Here is a 24,335-nt window from a genome sequence, read left to right as displayed (position 1 = left end):
TGTCGTTCGTCGGTGACCGCGTCGGTCACCCTGGAGTACACCTTTCCCCTGGTGCGGCGGTTACACCGGCGCGGGCGGGTACCCGATCGTGGCCCCACCGGAGGCTGACGACCAACCGGGCGGGCCGGGCCGGCTCTGAGGTCGACCGGGGTCGGATCCGAGTCGACCGGGGGCGAATCCGTTGAGCGGCCGGTGCCGGTCACCGGTGGCGTGAGACGCTCAGGACACCGCCGTGCGTGCCGCCGCAGGGCGCGGGTGAGCTGCGGAAAGGAACGTGATGGCAGGAGAGCCGCGGGTCGACTTCGCGCTCGACACGTTCGAGTGCATCGTGCTGTATCCCGGTGCCGCCGGGCGGGCGTTGCCGGCGGAGACCATCCAGCGCCTCCAGGCCGAGCACGCCGAGCACATGGCGGCGTTGCAGCGCCGGGGGATCATCCTGGTGGCCGGCGCGGTGGACGGCAACGACGCCCGGGAGCCGGATCCGCCGCTCGGCTTCGGGCTGGCGCGCACCGGCTCCGTGGACGACGTACGCAGTGTGATGGAGGCCGACCCGGCCGTGCAGGCCGAGCTCTACCGGGTGGACGTGATGACCTTCCTCTGCCCGGCGGGCTCGTTGGAGTTTCCGCTGGCCAAGACGGAGAGCTGAGGCGGGGACGGGATCCGCTGGTCGATCTTCGCACCGTGATGTCGCGAGCACTCTCGGTCACCGGAGTGGAGCGCCTCGCCGCCCATTGGTGTCAGGGGCGTACCATTCCGGCGCGCGGTCGCTGTTGCCCGCCGTTGACGTCCGGTGCGGCTTTCGCCCGCCGGCTGCGCGCGTTACGGCGCGCAGCGTTGGACAATCGTTCCGCAATGCGCAAGGGGTCGGCCCGTGGTCCGACCTGGAGGAGAGACTAGCCTGATGGGCGTGACACGCCGCGCGAAGATCGTCTGCACTCTTGGCCCCGCCACCTCGTCGCCCGAGCGCATCCGTGGGCTCGTCGAGGCCGGCATGAATGTGGCGAGGCTCAACTTCAGCCACGGCAGCCACGCCGATCACGAGTCCGTCTATCGACTCGTCCGGGAGGCGGCCGAGGCGACCGGTCAGCCGGTGGCGATCCTGGCCGACCTGCAGGGACCGAAGATCCGGCTGGGCCGGTTCGCCGACGGGCCGCACGAGTGGCGTACCGGCGACTCCGTCGTGATCACCGGCGACGAGATCCTGGGCAGCAAGGAACGCGTCTCCTGCACCTACCGCCGCCTTCCGCAGGAGGTCAAGCCCGGTGACCGGCTGCTGATCGACGACGGCCGGGTGGCCGTCGAGGTCACCGACGTGACCGGCAACGACATCCGGGTGCTGGTCACCGAGGGTGGGCCGGTCAGCAACAACAAGGGCGTCTCGCTGCCCAACGTCGCGGTCAGCGTGCCGGCCCTCTCCGAGAAGGACGCGGCCGACCTGCGGTTCGCGCTCGGTCTCGGTGTCGACCTGGTGGCGCTCTCGTTCGTCCGCTCCGCCGACGACATCAAGCTCTGCCACGCGATCATGAGTGAGGTCGGCGTGCACCGGCCCGTACTCGCGAAGGTCGAGAAGCCGGAGGCCGTCGACCACCTGGAAGCGATCGTGCTGGCCTTCGACGGGGTCATGGTCGCCCGGGGCGACCTCGGCGTGGAGCTGCCGCTCGACGAGGTCCCGCTGGTGCAGAAGCGCGCGGTGCAGCTCTGCCGCGAGAACGCCAAGCCGGTCATCGTCGCCACCCAGATGCTCGACTCGATGATCGAGAACTCGCGCCCGACCCGCGCCGAGGCCTCCGACGTGGCCAACGCCGTGCTCGACGGCGCCGATGCGGTGATGCTCTCCGGCGAGACCAGCGTCGGCAAGTACCCGGTGCTCACGGTCAGCACCATGGCCAAGATCGTCACCACCACCGAGGCCGGGTCCATCGCCGTGCCGCGACTCCAGCACGACCCGCGTACCCACGGCGGGGCGCTGACCGTCGCCGCCTCCTCCATCGCCCGGGCCATCGGGGCCAAGGCGCTGGTCGCGTTCTCGCAGACCGGTGACACCGTGCGCCGGTTGAGCCGGCTGCACTGCGACCTGCCGCTGCTGGCCTTCACCCCGGTCCCCGAGGTGCGGCAGCAGCTCGCCCTCTGCTGGGGCGTGGAGACCTTCCTGATGCCGTTCGTGCAGCACACCGACGACATGTTCCGGCAGGTCGACCAGGCGCTGCTCGGCCTCAACCGGGGCAACCCCGGCGACCTGGTGGTGGTCGTGGCGGGCAGCCCGCCCGGCAGCCCCGGCTCGACCAACACGCTGCGGGTGCACCAGCTCGGATCGCTCGTCGACGCCGCCACCGCGAGGGCGTTGCAGTGACCGACGGCGAGGGGACCATCGTCGGCCAGGCCGCCGTCGACCAGCTGCTTGAGGTGCTCGACCTGGAGTCGACCGGCACCATGTCGTTCCGGGGGATGAGCCCCCCGGTCGGCCCGCAGCGGGTCTACGGCGGCCAGGTCGCCGGCCAGGCACTGGTCGCGGCCGGGCGCACCGTCGCCCCGGACCGGGTGGTCCACTCGCTGCACGGCTACTTCGTTCGCGCCGGGGACCCGGCCGAGCCGATCGCGTACGAGGTGGAGAACATCCGCGACGGCCGGTCCTTCTCGGTCCGCCGCTCGGTCGCCCTGCAACACGGCAAGCCGATCTTCTTCATGTCCGCCTCGTTCCAGCGGCACGAGGAGGGGCTCGACCACCAGACTCCGGTCCCGCCGGACGTGCCCGCCCCGGACGCCGTGCCGACGATGTCCGACCGGCTGGCCCGTTATCCCGAGCGGCTCGGCATCTGGGGGCAGATCCCGCGCCCCATCGACGTACGCTACGTCGGCGAACCCGGTTGGGTACGCCCCGGCGACCGGCCGGCCGATCCGCACCAACGGGTGTGGATGCGCATCGACGGCAAACTCCCCGACGACCCGCTGCTGCACGCCTGCGCCCTCACGTACGCCTCCGACCTGACCCTGCTCGACTCGGTGCTCTCCGTGCACGGCGAGGTGTGGGGGCCGGGCGGGGTGGTCGGTGCGAGCCTGGACCACGCCCTGTGGTTCCACCGCCCGTTCCGCGCCGACGAATGGTTCCTCTACGACTGCGGCAGCCCGTCCGCCTCCGGTGCGCGCGGGCTGGCCACCGGCCAGTTGTTCACCGTCGACGGCCGGCACATCGCCAGCGTGGTGCAGGAGGGACTGCTGCGTCGGGTGGGCGAGTGAGACCGATCGGCCCAGGGGTGATCGTCCAGGTGGATCGGGTGGCCCGCTAACCTGTCCGGCATGCGACTCTCCGCTCGGGTGGACTACGCCCTCCGCGCGGTCACCGAGCTGGCCTCGGTGACCGGGTCCGGGCGCGGTCGCCCGGTGACCGCCGACCAGATCGCCCGGGCCCAGGAGATCCCTCCGAAGTTCCTGGAGAGCATCCTGTTGCAGATGCGTCGGGGCGGCATCGTGCAGGCGCAGCGGGGACCCGAGGGTGGCTACTGGTTGGCCCGTCCGGCGGAGGAGATCTCCCTGGCCGAGGTGATCCGGGTGATCGACGGACCACTGGCCCACATCCGTGGCCAGCGCCCCGAACAACTCGGCTACCACGGCGCGGCCCGCGCCCTGCAGGACGTCTGGATCGCCCTGCGCGCCAGCGAGCGTCAGATCCTCGAACTGGTCACCGTGGCCGACGTGGCCCAGGGCACCCTGCCCGAACAGGTGACCAAACTGGTCGCCGACCCCCGCGCCTGGACCTGATCCCGTCCACCAGGGCAGCCGACGCCCCTCATCGTGGCAGCGTGGGTGGTCCCGGCCCGGCGTGTCGTGCAGGTGCACTGCCACGATCGCGCGTGCGTTCCGGGGCGCCGTGTCCGGGTGTCGTCCCACTGACCGATCAGGGGGTTGACCGGAGGGCACTGCGTACCGCATTCTCGACCAAGTTGATAGGAGATGCCGAAAAGTAGGGGGCGTCCGTGCGCAAGTTGCTCGTCATCGCACTGGTCGGGCTGGCCGCACAGCTGGTCGACGGTGCGCTCGGCATGGCCTACGGACTGACGTCCACGACCCTGCTGCTGGTGGTCGGCATCGCGCCGGCTGCGGCGTCCGCCTCGGTGCACCTGGCCGAGATCGGCACCACGCTCGCCTCCGGGGCGGCGCACTGGCGGTTCGGCAACGTCGACTGGCGGGTGGTGCGCCGCATCGCCCTGCCGGGCGCGATCGGCGCGTTCGCCGGGGCCACCTTCCTCAGTTGGCTCTCCACCGAGTCGGCCGCCCCCTGGATGGCCGCCATCCTGTTCACCCTCGGCGCGTACCTGCTCGTCCGGTTCTCCCGGCCGCTGCGCCGCAACCCGGCCGCAGGCCAGCTGCGCGGCCGTTTCCTCGGCCCGCTCGGGCTGGTCGCCGGTTTCGTCGACGCGACCGGCGGCGGCGGATGGGGCCCGGTCGCCACGCCGGCCCTGCTGGCGTCCGGGCGGATGGAGCCGCGCAAGGTGATCGGCTCGGTGGACACCTCCGAGTTCGTCGTCGCCTCCTCGGCCAGCCTCGGCTTCCTGATCGGCCTCGGCACCGAGGGCTTCCTGCTGCCGATCGTGCTCGCCCTGCTCGCCGGTGGTCTGATCGCCGCGCCGATCGCGGCCTACCTGGTGCGGATCATCCCGGCCCAGATGCTCGGCGCGGCGGTCGGCGGCGTGATCGTGCTGACCAACGCCCGCGTCCTGCTGGGCGCCGCCGAGGTGCCCAGCGCCGTGCCGGTGGTGGTCTACGTGCTGCTGGCCGCCGGCTGGGTGGCCGCGCTGATGCTGGCGGTGCGGGTGCTGCGGCGGACCCGCCGCGAGGAGGCGCTCGCGACGGCCACCGCACCGGTCGACGGTGCCGCGTCGCCCGCCGAGGCAGACGCCACGCCGGCCGAGGCTGAGGGCGGCACCCGTGCCCTCTCCGGCGCGGACCGCTGACGGCCCGCCCGTCGTCCCCGGCCGCACGCCCCGACCGTAAGGAAGGGACCCTTCCTATGCACGAGGCGTTAGTACGGGGCCCTTCCTTACCACCGGATCGCCGAGGGTCTGCCCGCGCCGGGTCGGCCCGACGCCGGTGACTCAGTCGGCGGCGGTACGCGTAGCCTGCGAGATCAGCTCCCACGCCTGGTACACGTGGAACTCGGTGGTCTGCGGCGCACCGACGGCCAGCCGCAGCGTGTACCGGCCGGCGACCCGGGTGTGCGTCAGATGGACGCGACCGGTGGCGTTCACCGCCGCCAGCAGCCGCTCGTTCGGCTCGTCGTCGCCCCGCAGCCGGAAACAGACCAGCGCGTACGGGTGCCCGGTGACCAGTTCGAAGCGGTCGTCGGCGCGTACCCGGTCGGCGAAGCGGGCGGTCAGGGTGACCCCGCTGCGGATGTGCGCGCGCAGCCCCTCGACGCCGTACCAGCGCAGCACGAACCAGAGCTTGAGCGCGCGGAAGCGCCGACCGAGCGGCACCTGCCAGTCCCGGTAGTCGATCACCGCACCCGACTCGGTGGCCGCGTTGCGCAGGTACTCGGGCAGCACGGTCAGCGCCTCGACCAGCTCACCGGCGTCGGCCACCCAGAACGCGTCACAGTCGAAGCCGGTCAGCAGCCACTTGTGCGGATCGAAGCAGTAGGAGTCGGCGTACTCCAGTCCGTCGTGGCCGGACCGCAGCTCGGGGCAGACCGCCGCCGAGCCCGCGTACGCGGCGTCGACGTGCAGGAAGACGCCGTGCTCGGCGCAGACCGGCCCGATCTGCGGCAGCGGGTCCACGGCGGTGGTGGAGGTGGTGCCGACGGTCGCCACCACCAGGGCGGGGACCACCCCGGCGGCGATGTCCGCCTCGATCGCGGCCCGCAGCGCCGTCGCCGACATGGCCCGGGTCTCCGGGTCCACCTCGATCAGCCGTACGCCCTCGGCGCCGAGCCCGGCGATCCGGGCGGCCTTCTCCACGGAGGAGTGGCCCTCGGTGGAGGTGTAGACCCGGTACCGTCGGTCCACGCCGACCTGTCGCCAGCGTCCCCGCGCGGCCCGGTGCAGCGCCACCAGGGTGGCGACCAGCGTGGCGGAGGAGGCGGAGTCCTGGATGACCCCACCGCCGGGGCCGCTGGAACGGAACGTGCGCGGCAGGTCCATCAGGTCGGCCAGCCAGTCGAGCAGCACCGTCTCCATCTCGGTGCAGGCCGGGCCGGTGGCCCAGAGCATCCCCTGCACGCCGAGCCCGGCGCTGACCATGTCGCCCAGCACGCTGGGTCCGCTGGTGTTGGCCGGGAAGTAGCCGAAGAAGCCGGGATGCTGCCAGTGGGTGAGCCCGGGTGTCACCAGCGAGTCCAGGTCGGCGAGGAGCGCCTCGACGGGTTCACCGTGCGTCGGCGGCCGGGCCGGTAATCGGGCGGCGACGGTGCCGGGTGGATCCGGCGAGGTGACCGGACGCTTGTCGAGGGTGGCCCAGTAGTCGGCGATCCAGTCGACGACCGCGTACCCGGCCTGGCGGAACTCGTCCGGTGTCATGTGCGCTGGCATGCCGGAAGTCGATCAAGAAGTGGGCGCGCTGGCAAGCATGCGGCGTGATTGTGCCGAGAAAGCGCTTGCCATAGCATCACAGCTGCGCGGGGCCGCGTAGACCGACATCGATGCGCCGGGATTCCTGCCTTCCAGCGCGGGACGTCACCGTCGGACAGGGCACGCCGGCGGACAGGCGGGTACCGCGCGTGACCTCCTCCGGAGGGACGACCATGCCTCGCACCACCCGCCGGGCCGCGCTGCTGGCCACGGCCACCGCCACCATCCTCGCGGCCGGAGGGCTGACCACCCTCACCGCGTCGGCCGCCGCCGCCGGCTCCCGCGTCGACTACCGGGTCACCAACCAGTGGTCCGGCGGCTTCGGCGCCGACGTCACCGTGACCAACCTCGGTGATCCGCTCACCGGCTGGACCGTCACCTGGACCTGGCCCGCCGGCCAACAGGTCAGTCAGGCCTGGAACGCCACCGTCAGCCAGTCCGGCACCCAGGTCACCGCCCGCAACGTGGACTACAACGCCACGCTCGGCACCAACGCCAGCACCGCCTTCGGCTTCAACGGCTCCTGGTCCGGCACCAACCCCGCACCGACCGTCTTCGCCGTCAACGGCACCACCTGCAACGGCACGACCCCACCGACCACCACGCTGCCGCCCGTCACACCCACCCCGACCACACCGCCGCCGACCACACCACCGCCCACCACCCCGCCGGCCGGCGCGATGCAGGCGGAGAACCTCGACCGGGGACTGGTCAGCGTCCGCGCCGGCACCGGCAACCTGGTCTCCTGGCGCCTGCTGGGCACCGAGACCTCCGGGGTGGCGTTCCACCTCTACCGGGGCGGCACCCGGGTCACCGCCAGCCCGCTCACCGGCGCCACCAACTACCTGGACAACGGCGCCGCCGCCGGCAGCACGTACACCGTGCGGGCCGTCGTCGACGGCGTCGAACAGGCCGCCTCGGCGCCCGCGCTCCAGTTCCCCGCCGGCTACCTGGACGTGCCGTTGCAGATCCCGCCGGGCGGCACCACTCCCAGCGGCGAGGCCTACACCTACGCCGCCAACGACGCCAGCGTCGGCGACCTCGACGGCGACGGCCGCTACGAGTTCGTCGTCAAGTGGGACCCCTCCAACGCCAAGGACAACGCCCAGTCCGGCTACACCGGCAACGTCTACGTCGACGCGTACACCCTGACCGGCACCCGCCTGTGGCGCATCGACCTGGGCCGCAACATCCGGGCCGGCGCCCACTACACCCAGTTCCAGGTGTACGACTACGACGGCGACGGCGACGCCGAGGTCGCCATGAAGACCGCCGACGGCACCCGCTCCGGCACCGGCCAGGTCATCGGCAACGCCGGCGCCGACCACCGCAACTCCAGCGGGTACGTGCTCGCCGGCTCCGAGTACCTGACCATGTTCGACGGCCGCACCGGCGCCGCCCTCTCCACCGTGGCCTACGACCCGCCGCGCGGCACCGTCTCCTCCTGGGGCGACAACTACGGCAACCGGGTGGACCGGTTCCTCGCCGCCACCGCCTACCTCGACGGACAACGCCCCTCGCTGATCATGGCCCGGGGCTACTACACCCGCGCGGTGATCGCCGCCTGGGACTTCCGCAACGGCAGCCTGACCAGACGCTGGACCTTCGACTCCAACGCCTCCGGCAACGGCGCCGCCGCCGGCCAGGGCAACCACAACCTCTCCGTGGCCGACGTCGACGGCGACGGCCGACAGGAGATCGTCTACGGCGCCGCCACCATCGACGACAACGGCCGCCTGCTGCACTCCACCGGCACCGGCCACGGCGACGCCATGCACGTCGGCGACCTCGACCCGGCCCGCCCCGGCCTGGAGGTCTTCAAGGTCAACGAGAGCGGCAGCCAGCCCAGCTCCTACCTCGCCGACGCCCGCACCGGACAACGCATCTGGTCCACCCCGGCCGCCGGCGACAACGGCCGGGGCGTCGCCGGCGACATCTGGGCCGGCAGCCCCGGGGCCGAGTCCTGGTCGTCCGCCGTCAGCGGCCTGACCAACACCCGAGGCCAGAACGTCGGCCGCAAACCGTCCTCCACCAACTTCCTGATCTGGTGGGACGGCGACCCGGTACGCGAACTGCTCGACGCCACCCGCATCGACAAGTACGGCCCCGACGGCGACACCCGCCTGCTCACCGGCAGCGACGTGGCCTCGAACAACGGCACCAAGTCCACACCCGCGCTCTCCGCCGACATCCTCGGCGACTGGCGGGAGGAGGTCGTCTGGCGGACCAGCGACAACCGGGCCCTGCGCGTCTACAGCACACCCACGCAGACCGGCATCCGCCTGCCCACCCTCATGCACGACCTGCAGTACCGGGTCGCCGTCGCCTGGCAGAACACCGCCTACAACCAGCCGCCGCACCCGAGCTTCTTCCTCGGCGACGGCATGAGCACCCCGCCGGCACCCCGCATCTACCTGCGGTGACGTCGAAGGTGAGACAGTACTAGGCAGAGAAACGGACAGGCACCGGGCCGCGATCGCGGAATCCGCACAACCGCAGCCCGGTGCCCCACACCGCGGCACCCCCGACCCGTCCCGACCGGGGAGTGCCGTACCACCACCGGTAATAAAGTTAGGCGGGCTCCGCGTCGCGAGGGTGACGCTGTCGTGAAGATCGTGTTTCGTGCCCACCGAACCGCTGTGACCTGGGTTACTGCCTCAGCGCCGCAAGCCCCCGGCCACCTCGGTCGCGATCAGCTCGAACGACCGCACCCGGTCGACCACGTCGTACACCATCGCGGTCAGCATCAACTCGTCCGCACCGGTACGCGCCAGCAACTCACCCAACTGCCGCCGCACCGTCTCCGGCGACCCGGTCGCCTGACCCTCCCGGCGCTGCACCACGAACTCCCGCTCCAGGTCCGTGTACGGATACGCCGCCGCCTCCTCCGGCGTGGCGAGCGGCTCCGGCCGCCCCGACCGCAACCGCAGGAACGACAACCCCGCCGGCCCGGACAGCCACTCGGCACGCTCGTCGGTCTCCGCGCAGACCGCGTTCACCGCCACCATCGCGTACGGCCGCTCCAGCCACTGCGACGGGCGGAAACTCTGCCGGTACAACGCCAACGCGGGCAGCGTGTTCTGCGCGCTGAAGTGATGCGCGAACGAGAACGGCAACCCCAGCGCACCCGCCAACCGGGCACTGAACCCGCTGGACCCGAGCAACCACACCGCCGGCCGCTGCCCCCGACCCGGGGTGGCCGTGATCGGCCCCGACCCGTCCTCGCTGAAGTACTCCATCAGGTCGGCCAGCTCCCGGGGGAAACCCTCCGCCGACAACCCCTCCATCGTCCGGCGCAACGCCAACGCGGTCACCTGGTCGGTGCCCGGCGCGCGACCGATACCCAGGTCGATACGGCCCGGATGCAACGCCTCCAGCGTGCCGAACTGCTCCGCGACCACCAACGGCGCGTGGTTCGGCAACATCACCCCGCCCGACCCGAGACGGATGTTCTCGGTGTGCGCGGCCAGGTGCGCGAGCAGCACCGCCGGCGCCGACGACGCGATGGCCGGCATGTTGTGGTGCTCGGCCACCCAGAATCGGCGGTAGCCCCACTCGTCGGTGCGCCGGGCCAACTCGGTGGTGTGCCGCAACGCCTCGGTCGCGGAGCCGCCGGCCGCGACAGGGGCCAGGTCAAGGACAGACAACGGTACGTCGATCACACGGCTGGCCAACCCGGCGGATGCCACATTTGTTCCCCACCGGCGGCCGACGTGAATCAGCCCATCCCGCGCGCCTGCTCGAAGATCAGGCTGGTCTGGCTGTGCTGCACGGCCGGATCCACGGCCAGGTAGTCGAGGACGAAGTCCCGCAGCGCCTCCGCCGACGCCGCCCGCACGTGCAACACGTAGTCCTCCGCCCCGGCCACGTGGAACACCGACACCACCCCCGGCAACCGGACCGAACGCGTCCGGAACGCGTCCACCGCCGCCCGCGCGTGCTCGGTCAACCGCACCGACACCAGCGCCTGCAACGGCAACCCCACCGCCGCCGGGTCCACCTCGGCGTGGAAACCCCGGATCGCCCCGCACTCCCGCAACGCCCGGGTCCGCGCCAGACACGTCGACGGCGCCACCCCCACCCGCTCGGCCAGCGCGTTGTTCGGCAATCGCCCGTCGGCGGCAAGCTCGGTCAGGATCGCGCGATCGGTGTCGTCCAGGGCCGCGAACGGCCGCACATCGTTCGGAACGAGGGGCATGAAGCCATCCTCCACCGAACATCCTCACTGCGGATAGGGTCAACAGCGAATGATCTTCGGAAGTGTTGCCCTCTCGGCACGAGATGTTCGATCCTTGCCGCCATGACGACCGTGGACACCCGAGCCGTGCACGCCGGCCGCGACGACCTCGCCGCGCTGGGCGTCCACGTGCCCCCGATCGACCTCTCCACCACCAACCCGCTGCCCTCGGTCCACGACGGCGGCGACGCGTACGAACTCCTCGCCACCGGCGGCACCCCGCCACCCGGCACCAGCGCCGTCTACCAGCGGCTCTGGAACCCCACCGTGGCCCGTTTCGAGACCGCTCTCGCCGAACTCGAAGGCACCACCGACTCCGTCGCCTTCGCCAGCGGCATGGCCGCACTCACCGCCGCACTGCTCGCCGCCACCCGCGACGGGAAACGACACCTGGTCGCCGTCCGCCCGCTCTACGGCGGCACCGACCACGTGCTCGCCACCGGCCTGCTCGGCACCGACGTCACCTGGGCCCGCCCCGACGAGGTCGCCGCCGCCGTACGCCCCGACACCGCCCTGGTCGTCGCCGAGACCCCCGCCAACCCCACCCTCGACCTCGTCGACATCCGCGCCCTCGCCGACGCCGCCGGCGACGTGCCGCTGCTGATCGACAACACCGTCGCCACCCCGGTCCTCCAACAACCCGCCCGCCACGGCGCCGCGCTCGTCCTGCACAGCGCCACCAAGAGCATCGGCGGACACGGCGACGTCCTCGCCGGAGTCGTCGCCTGCGACCCCCGGTGGGCCGCCCGGCTGCGCCAGGTCCGCGCGCTCACCGGCGCGGTCCTGCACCCGCTCGGCGCGTACCTGCTGCACCGGGGCCTGCAGACACTGCCGCTGCGGGTCCGCGCCCAACAGGCCGGCGCGGAGAAAATCGTCGCCTGGCTCGCCGACCACCCCGCCGTCGAGCGCGTGCACCACCCCGGAATCGACGACCCCGCCGGGCTCATCGGCCGCCAACTCGCCGGCCCCGGCAGCCTGCTCGCCTTCCGGGTACGCGGCGGCGCATCCGCCGCGGCGGCGGTCGCCGGCGCCTGCCGGCTGATCACCCACGCGGTCTCGCTCGGCGGCGTCGACACCCTGATCCAGCACCCCACGTCGCTGACCCACCGCCCGGTCGACGGAGACGCGAAACCCGACGGCGGCCTGCTGCGGCTCTCGGTCGGCCTGGAGGACCCCGAGGACCTGCGCGTCGACCTGGCCCAGGCGCTCGCCGCCGCCTGACCCGTCGGGGCGCGGTCAGGACTTCGGCCCGACGTGGCGGTCCAGCACGGCGACCGCCTCCCGGCGCGCGACGGAGAGACTGTTGCGGCGGTTCATCCGCCAGGCCACCCCGAGCAGGTCCAGCGCCCACTGGCACAACCCCATGATGTCGGCCGACTCGTTGACGAACATGTAGCGCGGATAGACGTACGTCCGGCCCCGCACCGTGACCCGGTTGGCGAACCGGCAGCCGTCGGAGTGGAACAGGCCGCGCAGGAAGCTGCCGGCGTGGGCTCGCACGATCGTCCGTTGCCAGGCCGCCAGCACGATCGGCCGACGGTGCTTGGGCCCCGGACCGTGCTGCGGCAACAGGCACGGCCAGTGGGTGCCGTAGCTCTGCACGCTGACGCAGCCGGCGGACGGGACGCGTTGCACCGAGGAGGCGAGGACGTCTCTCATGGCGGTCTCGCACGCGTCGACCAGCCCCGGCCAGGTCTCGGTGCAGGCGATCCGGAGCACCGGCACCCGGGCGGCGGTGACCAGGTGGCCGTCACCGAGATAGAGACCGAGCAGGTACGCGTACTGGCCGAGGTCTGTCGGATTCTGGACGTCGCGACACCGGAAACAGCGCGCCGCGGTGCTCGGTTGCCTCGGCTCCGGCTGGACCCGGCACCAGTGGCGGACGGTGGGGTAGGGAACCCCGACAGCGCGGGCGACTTCCGCGACGGTCGCGCCGTCACGGTGCAGCCGCAACGCGCGTAGGCGCAGATCGGGTGGGTGCACCGGGGCATTCTCGAACGCCCGTGCGACACTTCTGGTGTCCCCGGTGGGACTCGAACCCACACTGTCGGAGGTTTGAGCTCCGTTTCTCTGCCAATTGGAATACGGGGACGTATGCGCTCAACGCCTGTCGCGTCGGCCCATAGGTTACCCACTACGCTAGGAGCGGCGACACCCGGTACCGCGGGTGTCGGGCACAGACTGGGTGGGAGTGGCTCGTGGCCGAGACGCAGACGGATGCCGCGCGCAGGCGGGTACTGATCGCCGAGGACGAGGCGCTGATCCGACTGGACCTGGCCGAGATGTTGGCCGAGGAAGGCTACGAGGTGGTCGGGGAGGCCGGTGACGGCGAGACCGCCGTACGCCTGGCCGAGGAGTTGAAGCCCGATCTGGTCATTCTCGACATCAAGATGCCGATCATGGACGGACTGGCCGCCGCCGAGCGGATCGCGGGCGCCCGGATCGCCCCGGTGATCATCCTGACCGCGTTCAGCCAGCGTGACCTGGTCGAGCGCGCCCGGGCGGCCGGCGCGATGGCGTACCTGGTCAAGCCGTTCCAGAAGTCCGACCTGGTGCCGGCGGTGGAGATCGCCCTCTCCCGTTACTCGGAGATCGCCGCGCTGGAGGCCGAGGTCGCCGGGCTCAACGACCGGCTGGAGGTCCGCAAGACCGTCGAGCGGGCCAAGGGCGCGTTGATGACCACCTACAACATGACCGAGCCGCAGGCGTTCAAGTGGATCCAGCGCACGGCGATGGACCACCGGATGACCATGAAGGAGGTCTCCGAGCGGATCCTCGCCGAGACCGCCGGTGGCGGCGAGGTCACCCGGCCGGCCCCCTGACCGCCCGCCGTCGCGGGGCAGTCGCGGGACCGGGTGGCCGTTAGCATCTGGCGGCATGGGTTCCCGGCGTTCCACGCTGACGCGGCGATCCGGGTCGCCTCGGGTGGGCGTGTCCCGGGTTCGGCGGTTGTTCCTGGTGGTGTGTGGCCTGCTGGCGGTGACGCTGGCGGGGTGCCCGGCACCGCAGCGGGACGACGCCGGTCCGGAGCCGGCGCGGCTGCGCTGGGAGCGGGTGGAGTTGCCGAGTCCGTCGGAGTCGGGCCGGGTCCTGGTGCGGGACCTGGCGGTGTGTTCCGGTCACTGGTATGCGGCCGGGGCGGTGGCGGATCCGGCGGGCGCGACCCGTCCGGCGGTCTGGTCCAGTCTGGACGGTGCGACGTGGACGCCGGTGCCGGTGATCGCGGATTCGTTCTACGGGCGGCAGAGCGTGCTGTTCTCGGTCGGCTGTCGGGACGGCGCGGTCGCCGCGGTCGGCGGCAAGGTCGGCGGTGCGCACGGCAATCCCCGGGTGAGCACCTGGTGGCAGCGTGGGGACGGCACGCTGGTCGAGGTGGCGGCCTCGTTCGAGCTGTACGGGGGCCCGAAGGCGGTCACCGTGTCCCGGCTGACCGGCGGCCCGGACGGGTGGTTGATCGTCGGGAACCGGGCCAGCGGGGCGGCGGCGTGGGTGTCGCCGGACGCGGCGGAGTTCGCGATCGTCGAGGGCGCACCGGAGCTGGCCAGTGACGGCCAGGGCGTGACCTGGGCGTTCGACGCGGTGGCCGGGCCGTCCGGCTGGTTGGCGGTGGGTGGGCTGCTGGCGCCGGGGCGGATCGACCGGGATCCGGCGGCGTGGACCTCCTCGGACGGGCGTACCTGGCGACGGACGGTCCTGCCGGGCGGCCAGGAGTACGAGGAGATGCAGCGGGTGGTCCTGGTGGACGGGGTGCCGCTGGGAGTGGGGCTGCGCGGGCGGGCGTTCGGCGCGTGGCGTCAGGACGCGGCCGGGTGGACGGCGGCGGGCGGGTTCGGCCAGGTGGACGGCGGGGTGCCGTCGGTCGGTGGGGTGGCGGTGTCCGCCGGGCAGGTGCTGGCGGTGGTCTCCGACGGCGAGCGGTACGGCGGTTGGCTCTCCGGTGACCGGGGCGACAGGTGGCGGTCGGTGGAGTTGCCGGTGGCGGCGCCGGTCGGGGCGGCGCGGGCGGTGGCCCTGTCGGCCGAGGGTGGGCGGTGGTGGTTGGCGGTCGACGACGGGGCGCAGACCTCGGTGTGGGTGGGGCGGCTCGACCCGCCTTCGGAGTGAGGCGGCCGTTACTCCCGGTGGTTTTCGGAGCGGAAACCTGATCTTCACGTGGGCGCCCTACGGCATGTCTGTCCGGGCGTGTCGGCGGTGTTCCGGGGCGTTCCAACTGGCGGACAGGTATCGGCTAACGACCGGTCAGCGGATTGACCTGTTACGGGAGTGGCAGGGTTGACGCCTCTCTTCGTAACGGTTTCGCAGACCCCGCTCCGACCTCTTCCTTGGCCGAATGAGTGTGGGTACGCTCCGCCAGCACGAGCCGTAATGCAGGGGGCGTCCCTGCCCGGTGTGCGGTGGACGGGCCACACCTTGTCGCCGCCCCGCCGGGTCCCGGTGCCCACCTGCTTCTGGAGGAGGTCAGGAAGCCGTGAGGCGAAGCTATTCAAGGGCGCTGGGTACTGCCGCGCTCGCCGCGGTGCTGGTCGCCGCCGCCGGGTGTCAGGACGCCGGTGGTAGCGGCGACAACACCGCGTCCGGTGACTGCGGTGGCAAGATCGCCATCTTCGGTGCGTTCACCGGTGACAACGCGGGTCTGGTGCTGCCGTCGCTGAACGCCGCGAAGCTTGCGATCAAGCAGCACAACGAGGCGAACGCCGACTGCAAGGTCGAGATGGTCGAGTTCGACACCCAGGGTGACCCGGCGCAGGCCACTCCGGTCGCGAACCAGGTCGCGGGTGACACCTCGTTCCTCGGTGTCATCGGTGGTCACTTCTCCGGTGAGTCGGACGCCACCATGCCGGTCTACGAGGCCGCCGGTCTCGTGATGGTCGCCCCGTCGGCGACCCGGACCGACCTGACCCAGAAGGGCAACAAGTCCTTCTACCGGGTGGTCGGCAACGACGGCACCCAGGCGGGCGCCGTGGCGACCTACCTCAAGGGCGAGAACGCGCAGCGCGTCTTCCTGATCGACGACGCCAGCGCCTACGGTGCCGGTATCACCGCCGAGCTGACCAAGAACCTGGGCGCCACGGTCGCGGCGAGCGACAAGATCCAGGAGCGGCAGTCGCAGTTCGAGGCGACGATCTCCAAGATCAAGGCGGCGAACGCCGACTTCGTCTTCTACGGTGGCTACACCCGTGAGGCCGCGCCGCTGGTCCGCCAGATGCGTGCCGCCGGTGTGCAGGCGAAGTTCATCGGTCCGGACGGTCTCTACGACCCGGCCTTCCCGGCCGGTGCGTCCGGTGGCGCCGACGGCTCCATCATCACCTGCCCGTGCCTCCCGCCGGACAAGGCCGGTGGCACCTTCACCGCCGACTACCAGGCCGAGTACGGCCAGCTGCCGGGTTCGTACGGTGCTGAGGGCTTCGACGCCGCGCAGATCTTCATCGACGCCTTCAAGGACGGCAAGAAGTCCCGTGCCGAGATCCTGGAGTTCGTGAAGAACTACGACAAGCAGGGCGTGTCGAAGTACATCAAGTTCGACGCCAACGGCGACGTGGACCCGTCGAGGGTCGTCATCTGGGCCTACCAGATCAAGGGCACGGAGATCTCTCCGCTGCAGGAGCTCAAGCTCAGCTGACGAACAGTATCGGGGTGCGGCCGGGGTGATCCCCCGGCCGCACTCGATGCAAGGAGACCTGGTGAATTTCGCGGACCTCTTCAGCCACATCGGTCAGCACACCGTCGACGGGTTGTCCAAGGGGGCGATCTATGCCCTGATCGCTCTCGGCTACACCCTGGTGTACGGCGTCCTGCGCCTGATCAACTTTGCTCACTCCGAGGTCTTCATGGTCGGTACCTTCGCGGTGCTCGGCCTCTGGACCGCACTCGGGGTGGAGAACAACCCGCCGCTCGGCCAGGCGGTGCTCTTCCTGGTACTCGGCCTGATAGTCGCGGCGATAGCCTCCGGCGGTACGGCTCTGGCGATCGAACGGGTCGCGTACCGACCGTTGCGGCGCAAGAACGCGCCGCCCCTCATCTTCCTGATCACCGCGATCGGTCTGTCGTTGGTACTGGTGGAGGTCTTCGGCCTGGTGCTGCCGAAGCTGCTGGGCGACCTGGTGCCGTCCATGTTCGGCCGGGGCCGGATCATCCTCGGCATGCCGACGATCATCGAGCAGAAGACGCTCTTCACGATCGGCAACACGGAGATCAACAATGTTCAGTTGATCGTGATCGTGTCCGCCGTGGCGATGATGGCGGTGCTCGACTGGTTCATCAACCGCACCCGGTACGGCCGGGGTGTGCGGGCGGTGGCGCAGAACCCGGAGACGGCGGCCCTGATGGGCGTCAACCAGGAGCGCGTGATCATGCTGATCTTCGTGCTCGGTGGCATCATGGCGGGCGCGGCGGCGCTGTTGTGGGGCATGCGTTTCGGCTTCACGCAGAACAGCATCGGTTTCGTGCTCGGCCTCAAGGCGTTCACCGCAGCCGTTCTCGGCGGCATCGGTAACCTACGCGGCGCGTTACTGGGTGGGCTGTTCCTCGGCATCGTCGAGGTCTACGGCGCCACCATCTTCGCGTCCAACTGGGAGGACGTCATCGCCTTCGTGGTGCTGGTCATCGTGCTGATGTTCCGCCCGACCGGCATTCTGGGCGAGTCGCTGGGGAGGGCCCGAGCATGATCGACAAGATTCGTGACCTGGACCGTAAGCGCACCAACGCCCTGCACTCGGTCGGCGACCGGTGGCGGGCGTTGCCGAAGTGGCAGCGGGCGCTGTCCTTCGTGGCCTTCGTGATCTTCCTCTACTACCTGCCGCTGCTCGGCATTCCCGGCCTGACCTGGCTGCGGACCGACTCGATCTCGGGTGGTAGCAACTGGGCCGGTGTGCTCTTCACCTGCGCCGTCTACGTGCTGGTGGCGATCGGTCTCAACGTCGTGATCGGCCTGGCCGGTCTGCTGGACCTGGGGTACATCGGCTTCTTCGCCATCGGCGCGTACGCGGTGGCCCTGTTCGGCTCGGTGAACTCGCCGGTCGTGAAGTGGATCCAGGCGGAGTTCAACCTCCCGACGACCTGGGCGGTGGCCTGGGCGATCTGTGTGTTCATCGCGTTGGTGATGTCGCTGATCTCCGGGGTGATCCTGGGCTGGCCGACGCTGCGGCTGCGCGGTGACTACCTGGCCATCGTGACGCTCGGCTTCGGCGAGATCATCCGGATCGTGGCCCGTAACCTGGAGGGCGTCACCCGGGGCCCGCAGGGCATCTCGGCGATCCCCGGCCCGGAGGGTCCGCCCTCGCCGGACAACCAGGTCTTCGGCCTGGTCGACGTCAAGCCGTGGTACTGGCTGGCGATCACCGTCGTCCTGCTCATGGTCTTCGCGGTGCGCCGGCTGGAGAACAGCCGGGTCGGCCGGTCCTGGCTGGCCATCCGGGAGGACGAGGACGCCGCGGCGGTGATGGGCGTCTACCCGTTCAAGTTCAAGCTCTGGGCGTTCGCCATCGGTGCGGCGCTCGGCGGTTTCGCCGGCTTCCTCTTCGCCAGCCGCTACGCCTTCATCGACCCGACCCAGTTCAACGTGAACCTGTCCATCCTGTTCGTGGCGATGGTCGTGGTCGGTGGGTCCGGCAACATGGTGGGCGTCTCGGTGGGCGCGGTGCTGCTGGCGTACCTTCCGGAGCGGTTCCGTGAGGTCGCCGACTACCGGTGGCTGGCCTTCGGTCTGGCCATGGTGCTGGTGATGATCCTGCGTCCGCAGGGCCTGATCCCCAGCACGCGACGGGCCCGCGAGCTGAAGGACCGTGCGGCGGAGGCAGAGGAGGCGCCCGCTCATGTCTGACGAGACCAACACCCCGTCCGACGCGACCGAGACCACGGCGGCGCCGAAGATCCCGGCGCAGCCGGGACCACGCAAGACGCTGCTGGAGATCGACGACGTCACGCTGCGCTTCGGCGGCGTGGTCGCGCTCAACGGGATCAGCTTCGAGATCAACGAAGGCGAGATCCTCGGCCTGATCGGGCCGAACGGCGCCGGCAAGACCACCTGCTTCAACGTGATGACGGGGGTCTACAAGCCGACGTCGGGCGCGGTCCGGTTCCGCGGTGAGCGGGTCACCGGCCGTAAGCCGCACCAGATCAGCCGGTTGGGCATCTCCCGGACGTTCCAGAACATCCGGTTGTTCCCGGAGATGTCCGCGCTGGAGAACGTCATGGTCGGGACGGACTCCCGGCACAAGACGAGCGTGCCCGGCGCGCTGTTCCGGCTCTACCGGGTGCGGCCCAAGGAGGAGGAGCTGCCGCAGGTCACCGCCTCCGGCGGGATCGTGCGGACCTGGCAGCAGGTGCGGCGTACCTTCGCCAAGACCTTCGGTCTGTCCCGCCACATCCTGGAGGAGCGGGCCGCCGAGGACAAGGCGATGGAGCTGCTGCGCTTCGTCGGCATCGCCGACCGGGCGAACGACGCGGCGCGCAACCTCCCGTACGGCTACCAGCGACGACTGGAGATCGCCCGGGCGCTCGGCACCGAGCCGAAGCTGCTCTGCCTGGACGAGCCGGCGGCCGGGTTCAACCCGGCCGAGAAGGAGGATCTGCTCGGGCTGATCCGCCGGATCCGGGACAAGGGCGTGACGGTGCTGCTGATCGAGCACGACATGCGGCTGGTGATGGGTGTCACCGACCGGATCGTGGTGCTGGAGTTCGGCACCAAGATCGCCGATGGTCTTCCGGCCGAGGTCAGTCGAGACCCGCGGGTGATCGCGGCGTACCTGGGGGAGCCCGCCGATGCTGCTTGAGTTGAACGACGTCAGCGTCTCGTACGGTCGGATCGAGGCGTTGCACGGCATCAGCCTCACCGTCAACGAGGGCGAGGTGGTGGCCCTGATCGGTGCCAACGGCGCCGGCAAGACCACCACCATGCGGGCGATCTCCGGTATCCGTTCGCTCTCCGGTGGCCGGATCACCTTCGACGGCGAGGACATCAGCAAGCTCCGTGCCGACCTGCGGGTGGTCCGGGGCCTGTGCCAGTCGCCCGAGGGTCGGCAGATCTTCCCCGGCATGACGGTGCTGGAGAACCTGGACATGGGGGCGTACACCCGGCGGGACCACGCCGGCATCGCCGCCGACCTGGAGAAGGTGCTGGAGCTCTTCCCCCGGCTGCGCGAGCGGCGCAAGCAGGCCGGTGGCACGCTCTCCGGTGGTGAGCAGCAGATGCTCGCCGTCGGCCGGGCACTGATGAGCAGGCCGAAGCTGCTGCTGCTGGACGAGCCGTCGATGGGCCTGGCCCCGATGATCATCCAGCAGATCTTCGACATCATCGTGGAGATCAACCAGCAGGGCACCACGGTGCTGCTGGTGGAGCAGAACGCGCAGCAGGCGCTCTCCCGCGCGCACCGGGCGTACGTCCTGGAGACCGGGCGGATCGTCAAGGAGGGGACCGGGCAGGAGCTTCTGCACGACCCCTCGATCAAGGAGGCGTACCTGGGCGTGGCCTAGTCGCCGCGTGCCGTCGACGGCCGCCCGTCCCCGCGTCCGGGGGCGGGCGGCCGTCGACGTTCCCGGGTGGCCGCCGGTGCCGCCGCGCCGGGGGTGTCGGGGGCACGGGCTAGAGTCGCTGCCGTGACAGCTACGACGCCGCGCCTGCTCCTCGTCGACGGACACTCCCTGGCATACCGGGCGTTCTTCGCCCTGCCGGTGGAGAACTTCTCCACCACGACCGGGCAGCCGACCAACGCCGTCTACGGCTTCACCTCCATGCTGATCAACGTGCTGCGCGACGAGCGGCCGACGCACATCGTGGTCGCCTTCGACGTGTCCCGCCGCTCCTTCCGCACCGAGAGGTACGCGGAGTACAAGGCCGGCCGCAGCGAGACGCCGAGCGACTTCAAGGGCCAGGTCAGCCTGGTCAAGGAGGTCCTGGCGGCGTTGCGGGTGCCGGTGGTGGAGAAGGAGGGCTACGAGGCGGACGACGTCATCGCCACGCTCGCCTGTCAGGCCCGCGACCAGGGCATGCCGGTGCTGATCAGCACCGGTGACCGGGACGCCTTCCAGCTCGTCGGCGACCAGGTCACCGTGCTCTATCCGCGCAAGGGCGTCTCCGACCTGGCGCGGATGGACCCGGCCGCGATCGAGGCCAAGTACGGTGTCGGCCCGCAGCGTTACCGCGACCTGGCCGCGCTGGTCGGCGAGACCAGCGACAACCTGCCCGGTGTCCCGGGCGTCGGCCCGAAGACCGCCGCGAAGTGGATCAACACGTACGGCGGGGTGGAGGGTGTGATCGCCCGCGCCGACGAGATCAAGGGCAAGGCCGGTGACAGTCTGCGCGAGCGGCTGGCCGACGTGATCCGCAACTACGAGATCAACTGTCTGGTCACCGACCTCGACCTGCCGGTGCGGCCGGAGGACGCCCGCTGGTCGGGGTGGGACCGCGAGGCGGTGCACCAGGTCTTCGACACCCTCCAGTTCCGCATCCTGCGGGACCGCCTCTACCAGTACCTCGACGCCGTGGAGCCGGAGGCCGAGGCGGGCTTCGACCTGACCGGCGAGGTGCTGGCCGCGCCCGGAGCGCTGGCCGGGTGGCTGGAGACGCACGCGACGCCCGGCACGCCCGTCGGCGTCGCGGCGAAGCTGGACACCGGCCCCAACCGCCGGCACACCGCCGTGGTCACCGGCATGGCGCTGGCCACCGGCGACGGCGCGGCGGCCTGGTTCGACCCGAGCACGCTGGGGCAGGACGACGAGACGGCCCTGGCGGGTTGGCTGGCCGACGAGAACCGGCCCAAGGTGCTGCACGACAGCAAGCCGGCCGTGCTGGCCTTCGGCGCGCACGGCTGGTCCCTGGCCGGCATCGCCCGGGACACCCAGATCGCGGCCTACCTGGCCCGTCCGGACCAGCGGTCGTACGACCTGACCGATCTGGCACTGCGCTACCTGCACCGGGAGCTGCGGGTCGACGAGCCGGACGACGGCCAGCTCACGCTGGACGGGTTGGGCGGTGACAGCGAGGCCGAGCAGAACCTGATGGTGCACGCCCGGGCGACGCTCGACCTGGCCGAGGCGATCGACGCCGAGCTGTCCCGCGACGGGGAGCAGTCGGCGCGGCTGATGGCCGGGGTGGAACTGCCGCTGATGCGGGTGCTGGCCGCCATGGAGCGCACCGGGATCGCCGCCGACACCGGCTACCTCTCGGAGTTGGAGGCGCACTTCGCCGCCGAGGTGAAGGCCGCCGCCCAGGGCGCGTACGCGGTGGTCGACCGGGAGTTCAACCTGGGTTCGCCCAAGCAGCTTCAGGAGATCCTCTTCGGTGAACTGAACCTGCCCAAGACCAAGAAGATCAAGACCGGGTACACCACGGACGCCGACGCCCTGCAGTGGCTCTACGCGCAGACCGAGCACCCGTTGCTGCACCACCTGCTGCGGCACCGGGACGTGGCCAAGCTCAAGTCGACCGTGGACGGTCTGCTCAAGTCGGTCTCCGACGACGGGCGGATTCACACCACCTTCAACCAGACCGTGGCCGCCACCGGCCGGCTCTCCTCCACCGAGCCGAACCTGCAGAACATCCCGATCCGCACCGAGGAGGGGCGCCGGATCCGTCGCGCGTTCGTGGTGGGCGAGGGGTACGAATGCCTGCTCACCGCCGACTACAGCCAGATCGAGATGCGGATCATGGCGCACCTGTCGACGGACGACGCGTTGATCGAGGCGTTCAACTCCGGGGCCGACTTCCACGCCGCCACCGCCTCGTCGGTCTTCGGGGTGCCGGTCACCGAGGTCACGCCTGACCAGCGGCGCAAGATCAAGGCGATGAACTACGGCCTGGCGTACGGGTTGAGCGCGTTCGGCCTGTCCCAGCAGCTCGGCATCACCGCCGAGGAGGCCCGGGGCCTGATGGAGGACTACTTCGCCGGGTTCGGCGGTGTCCGCGACTACCTGCAGGAGGTGGTGGCGCGGGCCCGCCAGGACGGCTACACCTCCACCATCCTGGGACGCCGTCGCTACCTGCCGGACCTGGTCAGCGACAACCGGCAGCGGCGGGAGATGGCCGAGCGGATGGCCCTCAACGCGCCGATCCAGGGTTCGGCGGCGGACATCATCAAGGTCGCCATGCTGCACGTCGACACCGCGTTGCGGGAGGCCGGCCTGGGGTCCCGGATGCTGTTGCAGGTGCACGACGAGCTGGTCTTCGAGGTGGCGCCGGGGGAGCGGACGGCGGTGGAGGAGCTGGTACGCCGCGAGATGGGTGCGGCCTATCCGCTCTCCGTGCCGTTGGAGGTGTCGGTCGGCGAGGGCCGGGACTGGAACAGCGCCGACCACTGACCCGTGCGGCGGCCCGGCGCTCAGGTGGTGAGCGCGGCCTTCGGAGCGGCGGCCGGCGTCGCGGTGTCGTGGCCGATGGGCGGTGCGGCGGCGCGCAGTGCGGCGGCGAGCCGGTCGCGGAGCGCCACCTGGGCGGCGATGCGGGCGTCCAGCACGGCCAGGCGGTCCCGGGCGATCCGCAGCCCGGCGGGGGAGGGTGCCGCCGTGGCCACGTCCCCGTCGAGGCAGGGCAGGAACGCCCGGACGTCGGTCAGGGTCAGCCCGCCGGCCAGCAGGTGACGGATGTTGCGGACCCGGACGACGGCCCGGTCGTCGTACTCACGGTAGCCGTTGGCGGCCCGGTGGGAGTCGATCAGGCCGTGTTCCTCGTAGTGGCGCAGCGCCCGGGGCGTGCTGCCGGTGGCCCGGGCCAGTTCCCCGATCCGCAATCCGGGCACCGTCCTCTCACGCGACGACCGCTCCGCCGTCGACCGGCAGCACCACTCCGGTGACGAAGGCCGCGGCCGGTTCGCAGAGCCGCAGGATCGCCCACGCTACCTCTTCGGGGTCACCGATCCGGCCCAGCGGGGTGTGTGCGAGCTGCCAGGCGCGTACCGCGTCCCGCTGCTGCGGGTCGAGGCCCTGGTGCGTACCGATCGGGGTGTCGATCGCGCCGGGCGCGACCGCCACTACGCGGACGCCGCGCGGTGCGAGTTCCACCGCCCAGCTGCGGGTCAGCGAGTCGAGGGCGGTCTTGCCGGCGGCGTAGAGCGCGGAGCCCGGCCAGGCCCGCTGCCCGACCGCCGTGGTGACGTTGACGATCACGCCCTGGGCGTCGGTCAGCGCCGGGACGGCGGCGTGGGCGAGCCGGACCGGGGCGAGCAGGTTGGTCTCCAGTTGCCGGCGGGCCGCCGTCTCGTCGAGGTCGGCCAGGTCCCCGCCGCCGGCGATACCGGCGTTGTTGACCAGGACGTCCAGCCGACCGTGGCGGTCGAGAGCGGCGCGGACCACCCGGTCGGGCGCGTCGGCCGCGGTGACGTCGACGGCCAGCGGCGTGATCAGGGGATGGTCGGTCGCGGTCTCGGTCAGCGGCGCGGTGCGGCGACCCACCGCGATGACATGGGCCCGGGCGGAGCTGAACGCCCGGGCGGTGGCCCGGCCGATTCCGGTGCCGGCGCCGGTGACGACGACGACTCGGCGTGGCGTGTGGTCGATCATGGCGCCGATCGTCCGACCCTGCCGTCAGCGGCAGGGTCAAGCCATGC

21 protein-coding genes and 1 tRNA gene are annotated in these 24,335 nt (G+C 71.2%); 15 read left to right on the top strand and 7 right to left on the bottom strand.

The annotated features are described in order from the left end of the window. The first annotated feature begins 277 nt into the window (after positions 1-277). The 5 genes from HUT12_RS23950 to HUT12_RS23930 all read left to right on the top strand — a co-directional run bounded on the left by HUT12_RS23950 (position 278) and on the right by HUT12_RS23930 (position 4,949). Positions 278-646, top strand: a complete 369-nt coding sequence (locus HUT12_RS23950; protein ID WP_117227117.1) for a YciI family protein — start codon at positions 278-280, stop codon at positions 644-646. Positions 647-901: 255 nt separating this feature from the next. Next, a complete protein-coding gene (pyk, locus tag HUT12_RS23945) occupies positions 902-2,350 on the top strand; it encodes a pyruvate kinase (protein ID WP_131053954.1) in 1,449 nt (482 codons plus the stop codon). After that, positions 2,347-3,234 carry an acyl-CoA thioesterase II gene (locus HUT12_RS23940; RefSeq protein ID WP_176094844.1) on the top strand — a complete coding sequence of 296 codons (888 nt, stop codon included), beginning with the start codon at positions 2,347-2,349 and terminating at the stop codon, positions 3,232-3,234. The genes pyk and HUT12_RS23940 overlap by 4 nt, the downstream gene beginning before the upstream one ends. A gap of 60 nt (positions 3,235-3,294) precedes the next feature. After that, a complete protein-coding gene (locus HUT12_RS23935) occupies positions 3,295-3,756 on the top strand; it encodes an Rrf2 family transcriptional regulator (RefSeq protein WP_131053955.1) in 462 nt (153 codons plus the stop codon). 215 nt (positions 3,757-3,971) lie between these two features. Continuing rightward, a complete protein-coding gene (locus HUT12_RS23930; RefSeq protein WP_176094843.1) occupies positions 3,972-4,949 on the top strand; it encodes a sulfite exporter TauE/SafE family protein in 978 nt (325 codons plus the stop codon). A 141-nt stretch (positions 4,950-5,090) separates the two neighbouring features. On the opposite strand, the gene HUT12_RS23925 is transcribed toward HUT12_RS23930, so the two are convergent. Further along, positions 5,091-6,521 carry a pyridoxal-dependent decarboxylase gene (locus HUT12_RS23925; protein ID WP_254876938.1) on the bottom strand — a complete coding sequence of 477 codons (1,431 nt, stop codon included), beginning with the start codon at positions 6,519-6,521 and terminating at the stop codon, positions 5,091-5,093. 212 nt (positions 6,522-6,733) lie between these two features. Here HUT12_RS23925 and HUT12_RS23920 point away from each other — a divergent pair, with 212 nt between their 5' ends. Further along, complete coding sequence (locus HUT12_RS23920; protein WP_176094842.1) at positions 6,734-8,983, top strand: cellulose binding domain-containing protein; 2,250 nt, start codon at positions 6,734-6,736, stop codon at positions 8,981-8,983. Positions 8,984-9,217: 234 nt separating this feature from the next. Here HUT12_RS23920 and HUT12_RS23915 read toward each other — a convergent pair whose 3' ends face one another. Both HUT12_RS23915 and HUT12_RS23910 read right to left on the bottom strand, forming a co-directional pair. Then, on the bottom strand, positions 9,218-10,234 hold the full coding sequence (locus tag HUT12_RS23915; protein WP_217706042.1) for an LLM class flavin-dependent oxidoreductase: 1,017 nt from the start codon (positions 10,232-10,234) through the stop codon (positions 9,218-9,220). A gap of 44 nt (positions 10,235-10,278) precedes the next feature. Then, complete coding sequence (locus tag HUT12_RS23910) at positions 10,279-10,758, bottom strand: Lrp/AsnC family transcriptional regulator (protein WP_131053250.1); 480 nt, start codon at positions 10,756-10,758, stop codon at positions 10,279-10,281. A gap of 102 nt (positions 10,759-10,860) precedes the next feature. On the opposite strand from HUT12_RS23910, the gene HUT12_RS23905 reads away from it, so the two are divergent. Beyond that, the gene (locus HUT12_RS23905; RefSeq protein ID WP_176094841.1) at positions 10,861-12,018 is read left to right on the top strand and encodes a PLP-dependent aspartate aminotransferase family protein; all 1,158 of its coding nucleotides are present in this window, start codon (positions 10,861-10,863) and stop codon (positions 12,016-12,018) included. 15 nt (positions 12,019-12,033) lie between these two features. Here HUT12_RS23905 and HUT12_RS23900 read toward each other — a convergent pair whose 3' ends face one another. Further along, complete coding sequence (locus HUT12_RS23900; RefSeq protein ID WP_176094840.1) at positions 12,034-12,780, bottom strand: helix-turn-helix domain-containing protein; 747 nt, start codon at positions 12,778-12,780, stop codon at positions 12,034-12,036. A gap of 32 nt (positions 12,781-12,812) precedes the next feature. Continuing rightward, a tRNA-Leu gene (locus HUT12_RS23895) sits at positions 12,813-12,889 on the bottom strand. A gap of 106 nt (positions 12,890-12,995) precedes the next feature. On the opposite strand from HUT12_RS23895, the gene HUT12_RS23890 reads away from it, so the two are divergent. The 8 genes from HUT12_RS23890 (at position 12,996) to polA (ending at position 23,091) form a co-directional block, all read left to right on the top strand. Continuing rightward, positions 12,996-13,619: an ANTAR domain-containing response regulator gene (locus HUT12_RS23890; RefSeq protein WP_131053253.1), complete on the top strand. Its 624-nt coding sequence runs from the start codon at positions 12,996-12,998 to the stop codon at positions 13,617-13,619. Between the two features lie 109 nt (positions 13,620-13,728). Next, positions 13,729-14,901 carry a hypothetical protein gene (locus HUT12_RS23885; RefSeq protein ID WP_176094839.1) on the top strand — a complete coding sequence of 391 codons (1,173 nt, stop codon included), beginning with the start codon at positions 13,729-13,731 and terminating at the stop codon, positions 14,899-14,901. 364 nt (positions 14,902-15,265) lie between these two features. Next, on the top strand, positions 15,266-16,417 hold the full coding sequence (locus tag HUT12_RS23880; protein ID WP_131053255.1) for a branched-chain amino acid ABC transporter substrate-binding protein: 1,152 nt from the start codon (positions 15,266-15,268) through the stop codon (positions 16,415-16,417). Positions 16,418-16,478: 61 nt separating this feature from the next. Continuing rightward, entirely contained in the window at positions 16,479-17,462 is a 984-nt protein-coding gene (locus tag HUT12_RS23875; protein WP_131053256.1) for a branched-chain amino acid ABC transporter permease, read from the top strand. After that, positions 17,459-18,616 (top strand): branched-chain amino acid ABC transporter permease, encoded by a 1,158-nt coding sequence (locus HUT12_RS23870; RefSeq protein WP_176094838.1) that lies wholly within the window; start codon positions 17,459-17,461, stop codon positions 18,614-18,616. Before HUT12_RS23875 ends, HUT12_RS23870 begins: the two co-directional genes overlap by 4 nt. After that, a complete protein-coding gene (locus HUT12_RS23865) occupies positions 18,609-19,568 on the top strand; it encodes an ABC transporter ATP-binding protein (RefSeq protein ID WP_176094837.1) in 960 nt (319 codons plus the stop codon). The genes HUT12_RS23870 and HUT12_RS23865 overlap by 8 nt, the downstream gene beginning before the upstream one ends. Then, positions 19,558-20,268, top strand: a complete 711-nt coding sequence (locus HUT12_RS23860; protein WP_131053259.1) for an ABC transporter ATP-binding protein — start codon at positions 19,558-19,560, stop codon at positions 20,266-20,268. The genes HUT12_RS23865 and HUT12_RS23860 overlap by 11 nt, the downstream gene beginning before the upstream one ends. A 123-nt stretch (positions 20,269-20,391) precedes the next feature. Continuing rightward, complete coding sequence (polA, locus tag HUT12_RS23855) at positions 20,392-23,091, top strand: DNA polymerase I (RefSeq protein WP_176094836.1); 2,700 nt, start codon at positions 20,392-20,394, stop codon at positions 23,089-23,091. 20 nt (positions 23,092-23,111) lie between these two features. On the opposite strand, the gene HUT12_RS23850 is transcribed toward polA, so the two are convergent. Next, positions 23,112-23,528: a MerR family transcriptional regulator gene (locus HUT12_RS23850; protein ID WP_176094835.1), complete on the bottom strand. Its 417-nt coding sequence runs from the start codon at positions 23,526-23,528 to the stop codon at positions 23,112-23,114. 7 nt (positions 23,529-23,535) lie between these two features. Next, on the bottom strand, positions 23,536-24,288 hold the full coding sequence (locus HUT12_RS23845; RefSeq protein ID WP_176094834.1) for an SDR family NAD(P)-dependent oxidoreductase: 753 nt from the start codon (positions 24,286-24,288) through the stop codon (positions 23,536-23,538). Positions 24,289-24,335: the final 47 nt, after the last annotated feature.

Source organism: Verrucosispora sp. NA02020 (assembly GCF_013364215.1).
Taxonomy (GTDB): domain Bacteria; phylum Actinomycetota; class Actinomycetes; order Mycobacteriales; family Micromonosporaceae; genus Micromonospora.
Note: the sequence above shows the minus strand (reverse complement) of the source record. Positions and strands in the feature narration are given on the sequence as shown.

What these genes read in the sequence shown, in the direction of transcription:
- HUT12_RS23950 (WP_117227117.1), top strand. Translation starts at nt 278, where the DNA reads ATGGCAGGAGAGCCGCGGGTCGACTTCGCGCTCGACACGTTCGAGTGC.
- pyk (WP_131053954.1), top strand. Translation starts at nt 902, where the DNA reads ATGGGCGTGACACGCCGCGCGAAGATCGTCTGCACTCTTGGCCCCGCC.
- HUT12_RS23935 (WP_131053955.1), top strand. Translation starts at nt 3,295, where the DNA reads ATGCGACTCTCCGCTCGGGTGGACTACGCCCTCCGCGCGGTCACCGAG.
- HUT12_RS23925 (WP_254876938.1), bottom strand. Translation starts at nt 6,521, where the DNA reads ATGCCAGCGCACATGACACCGGACGAGTTCCGCCAGGCCGGGTACGCG.
- HUT12_RS23920 (WP_176094842.1), top strand. Translation starts at nt 6,734, where the DNA reads ATGCCTCGCACCACCCGCCGGGCCGCGCTGCTGGCCACGGCCACCGCC.
- HUT12_RS23910 (WP_131053250.1), bottom strand. Translation starts at nt 10,758, where the DNA reads ATGCCCCTCGTTCCGAACGATGTGCGGCCGTTCGCGGCCCTGGACGAC.
- HUT12_RS23905 (WP_176094841.1), top strand. Translation starts at nt 10,861, where the DNA reads ATGACGACCGTGGACACCCGAGCCGTGCACGCCGGCCGCGACGACCTC.
- HUT12_RS23870 (WP_176094838.1), top strand. Translation starts at nt 17,459, where the DNA reads ATGATCGACAAGATTCGTGACCTGGACCGTAAGCGCACCAACGCCCTG.
- HUT12_RS23865 (WP_176094837.1), top strand. Translation starts at nt 18,609, where the DNA reads ATGTCTGACGAGACCAACACCCCGTCCGACGCGACCGAGACCACGGCG.
- HUT12_RS23860 (WP_131053259.1), top strand. Translation starts at nt 19,558, where the DNA reads ATGCTGCTTGAGTTGAACGACGTCAGCGTCTCGTACGGTCGGATCGAG.
- HUT12_RS23845 (WP_176094834.1), bottom strand. Translation starts at nt 24,288, where the DNA reads ATGATCGACCACACGCCACGCCGAGTCGTCGTCGTCACCGGCGCCGGC.